Source organism: Saccharopolyspora halophila (assembly GCF_039531955.1).
Classification (GTDB): domain Bacteria; phylum Actinomycetota; class Actinomycetes; order Mycobacteriales; family Pseudonocardiaceae; genus Saccharopolyspora; species Saccharopolyspora halophila.
Genome location: NZ_BAAARA010000004.1, coordinates 280,561 through 294,326, shown reverse-complemented (window position 1 = coordinate 294,326; position 13,766 = coordinate 280,561). Strand labels below are relative to the sequence as shown.

General features: G+C 69.4%; 15 protein-coding genes. 6 read left to right on the top strand and 9 right to left on the bottom strand.

Annotated features, from left to right (window positions below; translation table 11 throughout):
- Window positions 1-138 precede the first annotated feature (138 nt).
- The 6 genes from ABD289_RS08950 to ABD289_RS08925 all read right to left on the bottom strand — a co-directional run bounded on the left by ABD289_RS08950 (window position 139) and on the right by ABD289_RS08925 (window position 7,105).
- Complete coding sequence (locus ABD289_RS08950) at window positions 139-1,944, bottom strand: NAD(P)/FAD-dependent oxidoreductase (protein ID WP_344128690.1); 1,806 nt, start codon at window positions 1,942-1,944, stop codon at window positions 139-141.
- Between the two features lie 128 nt (window positions 1,945-2,072).
- On the bottom strand, window positions 2,073-3,344 hold the full coding sequence (locus ABD289_RS08945; RefSeq protein ID WP_344128688.1) for a helix-turn-helix domain-containing protein: 1,272 nt from the start codon (window positions 3,342-3,344) through the stop codon (window positions 2,073-2,075).
- A gap of 116 nt (window positions 3,345-3,460) precedes the next feature.
- Window positions 3,461-3,625 (bottom strand): hypothetical protein, encoded by a 165-nt coding sequence (locus ABD289_RS08940; RefSeq protein ID WP_344128686.1) that lies wholly within the window; start codon window positions 3,623-3,625, stop codon window positions 3,461-3,463.
- Between the two features lie 110 nt (window positions 3,626-3,735).
- Complete coding sequence (locus tag ABD289_RS08935; RefSeq protein ID WP_344128684.1) at window positions 3,736-4,623, bottom strand: class I SAM-dependent methyltransferase; 888 nt, start codon at window positions 4,621-4,623, stop codon at window positions 3,736-3,738.
- 193 nt (window positions 4,624-4,816) lie between these two features.
- Window positions 4,817-6,154 carry an NADP-specific glutamate dehydrogenase gene (gdhA, locus tag ABD289_RS08930; RefSeq protein ID WP_344128682.1) on the bottom strand — a complete coding sequence of 446 codons (1,338 nt, stop codon included), beginning with the start codon at window positions 6,152-6,154 and terminating at the stop codon, window positions 4,817-4,819.
- A gap of 120 nt (window positions 6,155-6,274) precedes the next feature.
- Window positions 6,275-7,105, bottom strand: a complete 831-nt coding sequence (locus ABD289_RS08925) for a MerR family transcriptional regulator (protein ID WP_344128680.1) — start codon at window positions 7,103-7,105, stop codon at window positions 6,275-6,277.
- Window positions 7,106-7,197: 92 nt separating this feature from the next.
- Between ABD289_RS08925 and ABD289_RS08920 the strand changes: the two genes are divergently transcribed.
- The 3 genes from ABD289_RS08920 to ABD289_RS08910 all read left to right on the top strand — a co-directional run bounded on the left by ABD289_RS08920 (window position 7,198) and on the right by ABD289_RS08910 (window position 9,095).
- Complete coding sequence (locus ABD289_RS08920) at window positions 7,198-7,554, top strand: ArsR/SmtB family transcription factor (RefSeq protein WP_344128678.1); 357 nt, start codon at window positions 7,198-7,200, stop codon at window positions 7,552-7,554.
- 96 nt (window positions 7,555-7,650) lie between these two features.
- A complete protein-coding gene (arsB, locus tag ABD289_RS08915; protein ID WP_344129189.1) occupies window positions 7,651-8,673 on the top strand; it encodes an ACR3 family arsenite efflux transporter in 1,023 nt (340 codons plus the stop codon).
- Window positions 8,674-8,693: 20 nt separating this feature from the next.
- Window positions 8,694-9,095, top strand: a complete 402-nt coding sequence (locus ABD289_RS08910) for an arsenate reductase ArsC (protein WP_344128676.1) — start codon at window positions 8,694-8,696, stop codon at window positions 9,093-9,095.
- A 366-nt stretch (window positions 9,096-9,461) separates the two neighbouring features.
- Here ABD289_RS08910 and ABD289_RS08905 read toward each other — a convergent pair whose 3' ends face one another.
- Together ABD289_RS08905 and ABD289_RS08900 are read right to left on the bottom strand one after the other, a co-directional pair.
- Complete coding sequence (locus ABD289_RS08905) at window positions 9,462-9,869, bottom strand: DUF7144 family membrane protein (RefSeq protein WP_344128674.1); 408 nt, start codon at window positions 9,867-9,869, stop codon at window positions 9,462-9,464.
- Between the two features lie 111 nt (window positions 9,870-9,980).
- Window positions 9,981-10,583 carry an HdeD family acid-resistance protein gene (locus ABD289_RS08900; protein ID WP_344128672.1) on the bottom strand — a complete coding sequence of 201 codons (603 nt, stop codon included), beginning with the start codon at window positions 10,581-10,583 and terminating at the stop codon, window positions 9,981-9,983.
- Window positions 10,584-10,837: 254 nt separating this feature from the next.
- Between ABD289_RS08900 and ABD289_RS08895 the strand changes: the two genes are divergently transcribed.
- A complete protein-coding gene (locus tag ABD289_RS08895; protein WP_344128670.1) occupies window positions 10,838-11,122 on the top strand; it encodes a DUF3040 domain-containing protein in 285 nt (94 codons plus the stop codon).
- A gap of 148 nt (window positions 11,123-11,270) precedes the next feature.
- Here ABD289_RS08895 and ABD289_RS08890 read toward each other — a convergent pair whose 3' ends face one another.
- The gene (locus ABD289_RS08890) at window positions 11,271-11,522 is read right to left on the bottom strand and encodes a hypothetical protein (RefSeq protein ID WP_344128668.1); all 252 of its coding nucleotides are present in this window, start codon (window positions 11,520-11,522) and stop codon (window positions 11,271-11,273) included.
- On the opposite strand from ABD289_RS08890, the gene ABD289_RS25330 reads away from it, so the two are divergent.
- Together ABD289_RS25330 and ABD289_RS08885 are read left to right on the top strand one after the other, a co-directional pair.
- Window positions 11,406-12,302, top strand: coding sequence for an NAD-dependent epimerase/dehydratase family protein (locus tag ABD289_RS25330; RefSeq protein ID WP_425564635.1), 897 nt, complete (start codon window positions 11,406-11,408; stop codon window positions 12,300-12,302). The genes ABD289_RS08890 and ABD289_RS25330 overlap by 117 nt on opposite strands.
- A gap of 23 nt (window positions 12,303-12,325) precedes the next feature.
- A complete protein-coding gene (locus ABD289_RS08885) occupies window positions 12,326-13,684 on the top strand; it encodes a TIGR01777 family oxidoreductase (protein ID WP_344128666.1) in 1,359 nt (452 codons plus the stop codon).
- Window positions 13,685-13,766 lie beyond the last annotated feature (82 nt).

Sequence of the window (13,766 nt, the reverse complement as noted above, 5' to 3'; positions counted from 1 at the left end):
CCCGCTCACCCCGCTTCTGCCCGCCCGGATCCGGCGGCAGGTGTTCGGTCCGGCGGACGGCCCGGTGAACCGGAATCGGCCCGGCCTACGACGGCCCGCGGTCGGACCGGCCGCGCGGGCCGGTCCGACCGCGGGTGCTCAGGAGGTGTGGTGGGCCTCCTGCAGGCCGTACACCGGGGTCGGGATGCCTTCGGCGCGGGCCTTGAGCTGCAGCGCCAGGTAGAGCGAGTAGTGCCGCGACTGGTGCAGGTTGCCGCCGTGGAACCACAGCGCCTGCTGCTGGGTGGGTTTCCACATGTTGCGCGGTTCCCCCTCCCACGGGCCCGGGTCCTTGGTGGTGTTCGAGCCCAAGCCCCAGACCTTGCCGACCTTGTCGGCGACCTCCTGGCCGACGATGTCGGCGGCCAGTCGGTTCATCGAGCCGAAACCCGTTGCGTAGACGACGAGATCGGCTTCCAGCCGGGTTCCGTCGGTGAGCACTACCTCGGTTTCGGTGAGCTCGGCGACCTCGCCGCGGGCGAGCGCGACGTCTCCGTTGGCGATGAGCTCGGAGGCGCCCACGTCGATGTAGTAGCCGGAGCCGCGGCGCAGGTACTTCATGAACAGCCCGGATTCGTCCTCGCCGAAGTCCAGCAGGAAACCGGCCCGCTCCAGCCGCTCGTAGAACTCGGCGTCCTGCTCGCGGATCACGTCGAAGCTGGGCTTCTGGAACTCGTTGAGGATCCGGTACGGGATGGAGGCGAAGGTCAGGTCCGCGGTCCAGGTGTCGATGCCCGAGGCCACCGCCTCCTCGGAGTACAGCGGGCCGATGTTGTGCTCGAGCAGCGATTGCGAGCGCACCACGTGCGTGGAGGATCGCTGCACCATGGTCACGTCCGCGCCGTGCTCCCACAGCGCGGCGCAGATGTCGTGCGCCGAGTTGTTCGATCCGATGACCACGGTCTTCTTGCCGGTGTAGGCGTCCGGGCCGGGGTGCTGCGAGGAGTGGTGCTGCTCGCCCCGGAAGCGCTCCTGGCCGGGGAAGACCGGCACGTTGGGCTTGCCGGACACACCGAGGGCCATCACCAGCTGGCGCGGTCGCAGCGTGCGCTGCTCGCCCGCGTGATCGACCACGAGCTCCCACTGCCCGTCGGTCTCCTCGTACTTGGCGCTGAGCGCGGTCGTCGAGCCCCAGTAGTTGAGCTCCATGACCTTGGTGTACATCTCCAGCCAGTCGCCGATCTTGTCCTTCGGCGCGAAAACCGGCCAGTTGTCCGGGAACTTGATGTAGGGCAGGTGGTCGTACCAGACCGGGTCGTGCAGGGCCAGCGACTTGTACCGGTTGCGCCAGGAGTCCCCGGGGCGCTCGTTGCGCTCGACGATGATCGTTGGCACGCCGAGCTGGCGCAGCCGCGCGCCGAGCGCGATGCCGCCCTGTCCGCCGCCGACGATGACGACCTCGGGCTGACGGGTGTGGCCGAGCTCGTTGAGCTCGGTCTCGCGCTGCTCGCGCCAGGTCACGCGATCGGGGTTGGCACCGTGCTCGGCGCCCAGCGGCCTGCGGTGGTTGCTCGGCTCCTCGTGGCCCTTGAGCTCGTCGAGCGCGGTCAGCAGCGTCCACGCGCGATCGTCGACGAGCCGCAGGTGCGCGGTGCCGCGTCCGACCGCGGTCTCGAAGGACAACCAGGCCTCGGTGACGCCGTCGGTCTCGGTGGGCTCGCCCAGGACGGTGAAGTTTCCGGGATCGGCGTTGTCGAGGGTGGCGCGCAGCATCGCCGCGATCTCCTCGCGACCCTCGAACGTCTTGAGGTTCCAGGTGAGCGCGATGAGGTCGCGCCAGTAGCTGTCCTCGCCGAACAGCGACACCACGCGATCGGCGTCGCGGGCGGCGATGGCCTCGGAGAACTCGGAGATCCAGTGCTCCACGCGGACTCGAGTCGCGCTGTGTTCCACGGTCTGGCTCACGGACTACCTCCTGCTCGGGCGTCGTTGCCCAGGGGCGCGGCACTGCAGTGGCCGCGATCACATGCCATCTGCCATGAAGCCAGACCGCGGGCGGGCGCGCACGGGTTGCAGGGGGTTGCATCGCCGCCTCAGCGGCCGCGCACCACCGGTGCGATGGAGTGCGGCAGCAGCGAGTCCGGATCCGGCGGGCGCAGCACGTCGACCTCGACGTTGCCGCTGAAGCGGTAGGGCCTGCGGTTGAGCAGGCCGCCGAGGTGGCGCCGCAACCGCGACATCTCCGCGCGCGCCGTCACGGTTCGCGCGGGGTCGGCGAACACCTCGGCGGCCAGCTGAGCCGCGGTCCGCCCGTCGGGGTGCACCGCCAGCAGGTACAGCAGCTCGGCGTGCCGGGGGCTCAGCGGGTGGCTCCAGCTGCCCGACGGCGAGGTGACCTCGAGGAACGCCTGCCGCGATGAGCGCAGGTCCAGCAGCACGCGGGTGCGCGCCTCGACGACCGGTTCGTCGTCGAGCAGCCGCACCAGCCAGCCGCCCTGCACCGGTTCGATCGCGCAGTCGCCGAAGGCGGGCAGCCACGCGCGTCCGGCCGCGCAACCGGCCGGCAGGGCCACGTGGTTCATCGGCACCACGCCGCAGGAGGCGGCGACCCACCCGTGCCCATCGGTCACCACCGCGCGCCCGCCCACCCGGGACAGCATGGGCGCGGCCGCGGCGCGCAGCCGTTCCAGCTCGGCGGTGTGCGCTGCGTGCAGCTGCGACTCCGCCAGTTGGGCAACGGTGTGCACCAGCGCGAGCGTCGTCGGGCTAACGGTGGCGGCGGGCCCGGAAAGGTCGAGCGCACCGAGCAGGCGCCCGCTCCTGGGGTCGTGCATCGGCGCGCTCGAGCAGGTCCAGGCGTGGTGCGAGCGCACGTAGTGCTCGGCGGAGTACACCTGCACCGGAAGCCGGGTGACCAGCGCGGTTCCGATGGCGTTGGTGCCGACCGTCTCCTCGCCCCAGCTCATTCCCTCGACGAAGCCGAGGGCGTCGGCGTTGCGGCGCACGGCGGTGCTGCCGTCGCGCCACAGCACCCGGCCGTCGGCGTCGGTGACGACCATGATGTTCGCGGTCTGCTCGGCGACCCCGGCCAGCTTGCCGCGCAGCAGCGGCAGCACCTCGGCCAGTGCCGTCTCGCGACGGCGTTCGCCCAGTTCCTCGGGTTGCAGGGGTCGCCCGGCACAGCCGCGCTCCGGATCGATTCCGCGCGAGAGCATCCGCTGCCAGGAGGCGTCGATCACCGGGCGCGGACGAGCGGGCGGGCGCTCACCGGCCAGCGCCGCGTCGTGCACCCGGGCGAGCAGCCGGGCGTGGCGGTGCGGGTCCTCCCCCACCGGCAGCGCGGCCTCAAGGCTGTCCTGGTGCACGGCTCCAGTGTGTCCCACATCGCAACCAGGCCCAAGGGCGCGCGGAGCCGCTCGACCGCCGGGGCTTCAGTCCCGCGAGGAGGCTGGACCTGGCGCCACGTCAGCGTCAGTGCTGCTCAGAGGTCCAGCTCGGCGTGCTCGGCCAGCGGCGTTTCGACGTAGGACTGCAGCGGTTTCGGCCCCTCCGGGCGTTGTTCGCTGCTGATCACACTGGAGTAGCTGTGCGGGTACTCCTCCGCGATGGCCGCCCAGAAGGCCCTGTTGTTGTGCGTGCGGTCCATGACCCATGTTCCTTCGTCGCGAGGTCGTCAGTACTCCACAGATAACCGTGCGCGACGTGCGATACACCCGGTTGTGGGACACTTCATTCAGCGGCGCTGACCAGGGAAGATCATCTGGTCGCGGTTGCGGTCAGCGTGGTCGCGTCGAGCTCGTCGATGCCGGCGTCGCGCAGCCGGGTCAGGTATCGCTCGCGGACCGCCGGCACCGAGTCCGGTGGCACGTCGCTCAGCGCGCCGCGGTAGCCGGAGCCGAGCACCAGCAGCCAGGCGATCTCCGGCGTCATCGGCAGCGAGCGCTCGCGCACCGCCACGTCCACCCCGCTCAGACCCAACTCGCGCAACCAAGCGGCGAAGGTAGCGGGCCGGTTGATCCGGTCGATGAGGTGTGGCTTCCGCTCGCCAGGCGGGTCGGTCCGGCGCACTTCCGCCACGGCGAGTGCGAGCTGCCTGCCCGCGGCCACCATCGCTCCGCTGCGCCAGATGGTGAACGCGACCCGCCCGCCGGGCCGGGCCATGCCGATCAGCCTGCGGGTTCCCTCGGTCATGTCCGGGAAGAAGAAGATCCCCAGCACCGATTGCACGAGGTCGTACCCGGTGCCGCTCCAGGACGTGACGTCGGCCTCGTGAGCGCGCAGCTGCGGCAGACCCTCACCCCGGCGACGCAGCTCGGCGATCATGGGCGCCGAGATGTCCACGGCGTCGACCATCCCGCCCCGGCCGACCAGCTTCGCGGTGGGAACGGCCGAGGCTCCGGTCCCGCAGCAGGCGTCCAGCACCCGCTCGCCCTCGCGCGGATCGGCCACCGCCACCGCATCGGCCGCGACGGGTTCCCACAGATGACGCCCCAGCACGGCGAAGTCCGCGGCCGCGGCGTCGAACGCCTCCCGCGAACCCGTGTTGACCGGTCGTCCCATCCGAGCCTCCGATCCACCCCACTGCTGCGCGCGCTCGGCTTCTACCTCGCGGAGCACGAGGGCTTCGAGCAACTCGCCGCCCACCCTACGCCAACTTGACAATGGTTTTCATCAATTCGGCGTCCAGCTGCCCGTCTACTCCAGGTCGAACGCCTGCATTCGCATCTTCGGTCGGCCGAAGCGGCAACCGGTGCACGCGGTCGGTGGATGGCGCTGATCAAGAAGACTCGCGAGCGTCAACGACGTCACAGGACGACTCCAGGCCGCTCGAACGAGCTCAGATGAGGCCGAGGCCGAGCATCGCGTCGGCGACGCGGGTGAAGCCCGCGATGTTCGCGCCCGCGACGTAGTTGCCCGGCATGCCGTACTCGGCCGCGGTGTCGTGGCAGCGGGCGTGCACGTCCTTCATGATCTCCTCGAGCCGGTTCTCGCTGAACTCGAAGCTCCAGCTGTCCCTGGAGGCGTTCTGCTGCATCTCCAGGGCCGAGGTGGCCACACCGCCCGCGTTGGCGGCCTTGCCGGGCCCGAAGGCGACCCCGGCTTCCTGGAAGTCGCGCACCGCCTCCGGCGTGCAGGGCATGTTCGCGCCCTCGCCGACCGCCACGCATCCGTTGCGCACCAGCATGGCCGCGTCGGTGCCGTTGATCTCGTTCTGGGTGGCCGAGGGCATGGCGACCTCGCAGGGCACCTCCCAGACCCGCCGCCCGGGCAGGAACCTGCCGCCCGAGCGCTGCGCGTAGGCGCTGATGCGCTCGCGCTCGACCTCCTTGAGCTGCTTGACCAGCTCGACGTCGATGCCCTGCTCGTCGTACAGGTAGCCGTCCGAGTCCGAGCAGGCCACGACGGTTCCGCCGAACTGGTGCACCTTCTCCATGGTGTAGATCGCGACGTTGCCGGATCCGGAGACCACGACCCGCTTGCCCTCGAAGGATTCGCCGCGCGCGGCCAGCATCTCGTGCACGAAGAAGGCGCAGCCGTAGCCGGTGGCCTCGGTGCGCACCCGCGCGCCCCCGTAGGCGAGTTCCTTGCCGGTCAGCACGCCCGACTCGTAGCGGTTGCAGATCCGCTTGTACTGGCCGAACAGGTAACCGACCTCGCGTCCGCCGACGCCCGCGTCCCCGGCGGGCACATCGGTGTACTCGCCGATGTGGCGATGCAGCTCGGTCATGTAGCTCTGGCAGAACCGCATGACCTCGCGCTCCGAACGCCCCTTGGGATCGAAGTCGGCGCCGCCCTTGCCGCCGCCGATGGGCAGCCCGGTCAGGGCGTTCTTGAAGACCTGCTCGAAACCGAGGAACTTCACGATGCCCTGGTAGACGGACGGGTGGAACCGCAACCCGCCCTTGTACGGGCCGAGCGCGCTGTTGAACTCGATCCGGAAGCCGCGGTTGATCTGCACCTCACCGCGATCGTCCTCCCACGGCACGCGGAACACGATCTGGCGTTCGGGCTCGCAGATCCGCTCGATGATCTTGTGGTCGGCGTACTCGGGGTGCTTGGCCAGCACGGGCCCGAGGCTTTCCAGCACCTCCCGCACCGCCTGGTGGAACTCGGTCTCGCCCCGGTTCCGATCGACCACGGACTCGTAGATCGGCTCCAGCCGCTCGTGCAGCATTCCCGCGCCTCCAGCACCTCGAACATCGCACAGTCGCACGTGCCCCACCGGAAATGATCAGGCACGCACGGACAACGTACGGCCTCGGACAACCCGCGTGCCGTCCGAGGAATCCCCGCCTCAGGCGTCGTCGAGGCGCCGCAGGCGGACCGCGGTTTCGACGTGGGTGCTGCGGACGATCTGGCGCAGCTCGCCCACGTCCGGGTAGGCCGCTTCCAGCGGATGGGCGAGCAAGCGGGACATGGCGGTGGCGAACTTGACCATCGTGGTCCTGCCGGGCAGCAGCAGGGAGAGCTCGTCGCGGGCTTCGAAGGTCCGCAGCTCCACATCGGCGGGCAGACGTGCGGCGAGGGCTGCGTTCGCCTCGACGGGGAGCTCGATCAACCAGTGCGGGCCTTCCGGGTTGCGACTGTCGACCTGTTGCTCCGGTGCGCCGGCGGCCCAGGTGCGCCACGGGAATCCCGCGACGACGCCGCCGCAGGACTCGACCGTCTCGGTCAGCTCCTCGGTGGCTTCGGCCAACGCGGCGTCGGCCCCGGCCCAGTCGTACTCGTCGCGGGCGACCGGTGGACCGGCCACGATCTTGGAAACCACCGTCGTAGCGGGGACCTGCTCGACACGGACTTCCATGCCGGTGCTGACCAGCTCCCGCGCGTCGCTGATCGCCTCGTCCTGAGCGCGGCGCAGCCGTCGCACCTCCTCGACGTGGCGTTCCAGCAGTTCCGGGGCCTGGGCGGGCTGGTCCAGCGCCCGCCGCACGTCCTTGACGCTCACCCCCGCTCCGCGCAGCGCGCTGACCAGCATGGCGGTTTCGACCTGGTCGAAGGTGTAGGAGCGGTAGCCGGTGCGCTCGTCGACTTCGGCGGGAAGCAGCAGGCCCTCGGCGTGGTAGAAGCGCAGGGCCTGCGGCGACAGGTGGCACATCTCGCTGAAGTCCTTGATGGAGAGCATGCCGACACCTTCGCCCTTGCGGTTGCTGGAAGGTCAAACGCTACCGTCGGCCCGGTTTGCTCAGCTTGATAGACGTGTGTCAAATTAGAAGCATGTCGAATCAGCCGGAGTGGAACGGGGAGCGCTGGTGCTGCTCACCGGTTACCGGCGAACCGCTGTCCGCCGAGCAGTCCGGTGCGCTCGCGGCGTCCTTCAAGGCGCTGGGCGATCCGGTGCGGCTGCGGCTGCTGAGCCTCATCGCCGCGCACGAGGGCGGCGAGGCCTGCGTGTGCGACCTCTCGGGTGCCTTCGAGCTCTCCGGGCCGACGATCTCGCATCACCTCAAGGTGCTGCGCGAGGCCGGGCTGATTCGCAGCGAACGACGCGCGACCTGGGTCTACCACTCGGTGGTTCCCGATGCGCTGCGTCAGCTGTCCTCGGTGCTCGGCCCGGCCACCGCGCGCGCCTGAGCACCGCGGGCCTGCCAATTGCGAACCGACCTGAAGGGCACGGGTGTGAGTACCGTCGAGGATCCCCCGACCAACGCCGTGGTCCAGCGGCTGTCGATGCTGGACCGATTCCTGCCCGTGTGGATCGGCGCGGCCATGGTGCTCGGGTTGCTGCTCGGGCGGTTCGTGCCCGGGCTGAACTCGGCGCTGGACTCGCTGCACGTGACCTCCGGGGTCTCGCTGCCGATCTTCATCGGCCTGCTGGTGATGATGTACCCGGTGCTGGCCAAGGTCCGCTACGACCGGCTGGACACCGTGACCAGCGACAAGCGGCTGCTGGTGTCCTCGCTGGTGCTCAACTGGCTGCTGGGCCCGGCGCTGATGTTCGCGCTGGCCTGGACGTTCCTGCCCGATCTGCCCGAGTACCGGACGGGTCTGATCATCGTGGGCCTGGCGCGCTGCATCGCCATGGTGATCATCTGGAACGACCTCGCCTGCGGTGACCGGGAGGCCGCCGCGGTTCTGGTGGCGCTGAACTCGGTCTTCCAGGTGCTGGCCTTCGCCGGACTCGGCTGGTTCTACCTGCAGGTCCTGCCGGGCTGGCTCGGCCTGCAGACCGCGGGCCTGGACATCTCGCCCTGGCAGATCGCGCAATCCGTGCTGATCTTCCTCGGCATCCCGCTCGTGGCCGGGTATCTCTCGCGCCGCATCGGCGAGCGCACCAAGGGCCGGGACTGGTACGAGTCCCGCTTCCTGCCCAGGATCGGGCCGGTGGCGCTGTACGGGCTGCTGTTCACCATCGTCGTGCTGTTCGCGCTGCAGGGCGATGCGATCACCAGCCAGCCGCTGGACGTGGCGCGGATCGCGCTGCCGCTGCTGGCCTACTTCGCGATCATGTGGGCGGGTTCCTTCGCCGTCGGCAAGGGCATCGGCCTGTCCTACGAGCGCTCGGCCACGCTGTCGTTCACCGCGGCGGGCAACAACTTCGAGCTCGCCATCGCGGTGGCCATCGCGACCTTCGGGGTCACCAGCGGCCAGGCGCTGGCCGGTGTGGTCGGCCCGCTGATCGAGGTCCCGGTGCTGGTGGCCCTGGTCTACGTCTCGCTGGCCGCGCGGCGCTGGTTCGCGGTGCAGAAGTGATCCCGCAGGAGGAGTTCCCCATGTCGGTCCCCGAAGTGCTGTTCGTCTGCGTGCACAACGCCGGGCGCTCGCAGATGGCTGCCGCCCTGCTGGCTCACCACGCGCAGGGCCGGGTCGCGGTGCGCTCGGCCGGTTCCGCGCCGAAGGACGCGGTCAACCCGGCCGTCGTGCAGGTCATGGACGAACTGGGCATCGACGTCTCCCGAGAGGTGCCGAAGAAGCTCAGCACCGACGCCGTGGAGGCCTCCGACGTGGTCATCACCATGGGCTGCGGCGACGCGTGCCCGGTGTTCCCCGGCAAGCGCTACCTGGACTGGGAGCTCGACGACCCGGCGGGCCAGGGCCCGGAGGCCGTCCGGCCGATCCGCGACGAGATCGACCGCCGCGTGCGGGAACTGCTCGCCGAGCTGCTGCGGGGCTGATCCGGTGGCCGAGCCCCGAGACGGGGTGGTCATCGGCGGCGGGCAGGCCGGGCTGGCACCGCGTTCTTCCTGAGCGACGTCACCGCGAAGCGGTCCGGGCCCCGTCGTGACGAGCAGGGCCTGGGCCGCTCTCCCCCGCGTGCGACGTACCGACCAGCAGCGACTGCCCGATGATGCTTCCTCGACGAGCGCCGACCGGGAGGGGCGTCCGATCAGGCTGGGAATCGCACGCACCTGGAGGGGTATCGTTCGGATGGCTCGCACCGCCGGTGGATCCCGCCACCGGCGGTGTTCTTCAGAACCCCGCCGGTTCACGGCTCGCCCCTCGATTGGTACCCCGACAGTTGCTCCAGCACGCGAACGGGGCTACCTCGGCATGGGCCGCGCTTCACGCCCGTGGACGGCCAGAGCGTAGATCACGACTAGGCCGAGCACTATCACCAACGCCGACCACAGCGGATAGGCGTTGAAGAAGACGACGTTGGCCAGCACGCTCAGCGCGGCGAGAACGATCCCGATCGTCCGCGCCCAGGTCCTGCCGGACATCACACCTGCGCCCGCCACGGCGATGATGAGTCCCAGCACCGAGTAGGTCCAGCCCACACCCGCGAAGTCGACGGTGAACGCCGTTCCGAACTGCGTCAGGTAGGTCCCAGAACGCGCGAACGCGGCGATACCGTAGAGCACGTGGGCAATCCCGATCGCGATCATCGCGATACCGGCGAATGCCACCCATCCCAACCATCCGGTGCGGATCTGTCCCTGTGAAGCCATGACTCCTCCTCCATGTCGGTCCTGCACCGCCACAACCACGCGCGGCGGCGAAAAATGGAGAAGTTCGGGTGCGAATCCGGGGAACACCGCGACTTTCGATAGATCCCTGTCCTAAGCCGGTGCTGTTCCCGCTCCGCCCGGCACCGCGATGACGTGCGGCCGCATCTGGATCGCTCGACCGATCGCGATGGATCCGTAGATCAGCAGCCAAACGCCGAGCAAGTAGGTCATCGTGACCAGCCCGAGACCGGGCAAGGCCAGCAGGGCGACACCGGCCACCACGCTCAACACCCCGGCCGCCGCAGCCAGCCCCCGGGAGTCGATCTCCCGATCGACGATCGCGTGGAAGGTCTCGATGATCCCGCTAACGGTCCAGAACAGGCCCAGCACCAAGGGGAGCAGCAGCGCGGCTTCAGCAGGTGATCGCAGTACCAACACACCGGCCACGACGGCCAGCACCGCCAGCACCACACGAGTCGCCGTTCCCTTCGCTTCCGCCCCCAGAGCGCTGAGGAACCAGAAGATGCCGCCCACCAGCAGTTGGATCCCGAACACCACCGCGATCACGACGACGGCGGGGCCGGGCCACACCAGCGCCACGACACCTGCCACCAGCGTGATACCGCCGAAGGCCAGCAACCACCCCCGAGAACGGCCGGTTGCGGCCAGCGGTGCAGCGACGGATGAATCGGGCCATGATCGTGCGTCCGACATGACGCCTCCTTCACGGGCATGCGAGGGACCTTCTTCATCAACGCTGTGCGAATCCACGATCAGATCCCAGGTGCAAAGGTCCTCTCGTGGACACACGAACTCACCACCCTTGCCGGGGCGCCAAAGCCGCCCGGCGACTGCGGTAGCGCACGCCTGGAAACACCCGAACCAGGACGATTTCCTCTGTTTTCCCGGTCTCCGGGGGCTCATGATTCGCCGTAGTGGCTCGTCGGAGGCGGCGGAAGGGGGAACCCATGGTCCGCAATCGTGAACGGCGCCGGTTCAAGGAGATCCAGCGCCAGCTCAGCAACGACGATCCCGAATTCGCGCGCAGGATGACGACCCCTCGACTGGTCGCCAGACTGGGACGTTGGATCACCGCGTGGCGGTTGCTCGGCCTGCTCGCCGCGACATCCGCCGTGCTGTGCTTGGTCCTCGGCGAAGCTGGGAGCTTCCTCCTCGCCTCCGCGCTCGCACTGGTGCTGTTGGGCTACGCGCGGTGGCGTCCATCCGGCGAATCGCTCCACAGCGGTGCCTAGAGAACGGCCCGAACCGCGAAATCGACATGATCGAGCCATCCCAGCCGGTTGGGCTTCGCGCGTCCGGCGCCTCTACCCGCTCAGCCGTGCCGCACCTGAGGAAGACCCACCGCTCGGGCACCGGAGGCCGTGCGTGGCTCACCCCGGCTCAGATCGCGTCCGGCCCCGGCAGCACGGCCTCGGTCCACGGCAGCATTTCCGGTGGACAGCGCGTCATCAGGTGTGCGATGTCCGACCGGGCTTCGGACTCGCTCGCGAAGCCGACAAAGCCATGCGGCTCACCGTGCACCAAGAAGGTGACGCGCCATTCCGCACCGGTTCGTTCGAGCACGATCTCGTAAGCGGGCAGAGCGTGCCAATCCGATGCCCCAGCAAACCAACGTGCGACGGGTTCGATCATGACGTGCCTCGGCTATCTACGATCTTGGCACTAGAGGACGTCGTCCGACCGCTCATCCTCGTAATCCGGAAGTCGGGGGTCAACCTGGGACGAACTGAAGATCCCGAGCACGAGGACGCCAACGCCGTCCTGGCGGAGGATGCCCGGAATCCGGCTCCGGTCAGCGGAAACGCCAGCCGTGGATCAGCCAGCCCGTACCGGGCAGAAGAACTGTTCCACATTCAACTCATCCTGGCGAGCCGACCCTTCAACTGCTACTCTCCGCCGCCCGCACGCCCCCCAACAGGGCATTTCTCCCCAATTCGCCGCGTCCAGCCGGGCCAGCGCTACGAAGATGGCGACCAGCGCCGCGACTTCATCCACGTCCACGACATCGCCCGCACCAACCTCGCAGCGATCGACCAGGCCAAACCCGAAGTTCACGACCTACGACATCTGCTCCGGCAACCGCACACCATCGCCGACATGGCCCACGCCCTCGCTCACATCGCCAACGGCCCAATCCCGATCAACACTGGCCAATACCGCCTCCGCGACGTCCGGCACATCACCGCCGACCTTCGCCCAGACGGTGGTCGAGCTCGTCGCCGAGCAGACCCGCAGCCGCCCGGCGAGTGCCCTCTCCCGGTTCCAACGGCCGGTTGCACCACCAACGGGAAACCCTCTGGTGTGAACTGCTGCCGGGCTGCGCCGCGAGCCGGCCCGCCACGCCGCTCACCTCGCCGGCCGTGGACCGCCTACCGGAGCGAACCCGAGCAGTCCACACCGCGCGGACGTTGACCACCTGGCGAATGAGGTGACTGTTGAGCCTGCGGCACACCAGCGTCGTCGAGCACCCGATCGATGAGGTGTTCGCCTGGCATGGCCGGAAGGACGCGATCAAGCGACTCACACCGCCCTGGCAGCCGGTCCGCGTGCGCGCCGGGGCCACGTCGCTGCGCGATGGGCGAGCAGTGCTAGGGCTTCCGGGAGGACTGCGCTGGGTGGCCGCTCACCAGCCCGACGGTTATTCGCCGCCGCACCGCTTCGTCGACCAGCTCACCTCGCTACCGCTGTCGGCGATCCTGTCCTGGCGGCACACGCACGAGTTCGAAGCCACCGACAGCACGACCACGCGGGTGACCGACACGGTCGACACCGACCTGCCCGGTGCCGTGCTGCGGGCGATGTTCACCTACCGGCACGCCCAGCTGGCCGACGATCTGGCGTCCCACGCTCGCGCGCTGGCGTGGCGATCCTCGCCGGTGACGGTGGCGGTTACCGGCTCTTCAGGACTGGTGGGCAACGCACTGACCGCCCTGCTGTCCACCGGTGGGCACCGTGTGGTCCGGCTGGTCCGACGTCCCGCCCGAGCACCCGATGAGCGCGAATGGGATCCGCAAGACCCGGCCCCGGATCTGCTCGCCGGGGTGGACGCCGTGGTTCACCTGGCCGGTGATTCGGTCCCCGGCCGGTCGGTCAACGCGCAGGAAGCCTCCGTCCTCGACGTGCGCACCTGTCCGACCCGCCTGCTCGCGCAACGTGCCGCGAACACCGCGAAGGGGCCGAGCGCGTTCGTTTCGGCCTCGGCGGTCGGCTACTACGGAGCCGGCAACGGCGACGAGATCCTCACGGAAGCCAGCCCGCGAGGCGGCGGAATTCTCGCCGAGACGGTCGCCGCACGGGAAACCGCCACCACACCGGCCGCCGAGGCAGGATTGCGCACTGTGAACGTTCGCTCCGGGATCGTCCAGAGCCCGCGGGGTGGCACCTTGAGACCCCTGTTCCCGCTGTTCTACGCCGGATTGGGCGCATCGGTCGGTGAGGGGGACCGCTGGCTGCCGTGGATCGGTCTCGACGACCTGACCGACGTCTACTTGCGCGCGATCCTCGACGCCGACCTGTCGGGGCCGATCAACGCCACCGCCCCGCACCCCGTGCGCAACGGCGAGTACACCCGCGCATTGGCGCGCGCACTGGACCGCCCAGCTCCCATTCCGGTACCCGCACTGGGGCCACGCCTGCTGTTCGGGAAGCGAGGCTCCCGTGAACTGGCGCGCACCGACCAACGCGTCCGGCCCGATCGTCTCCAGCGATCCGACCACCGCTTTCGCCATCCCGACCTGGAAGCAGCGCTGCGCCACGTTCTCGGCAAACCGCTCCGCGGCGAAGGCGGAGCTTGACTTCCTCCCCACGCCTGGCGGCGAGGCTCCAGCCCTCGCGGATTTCGCCATCCGCTGGATCGGTGGGTGCTCGCACGGGAGG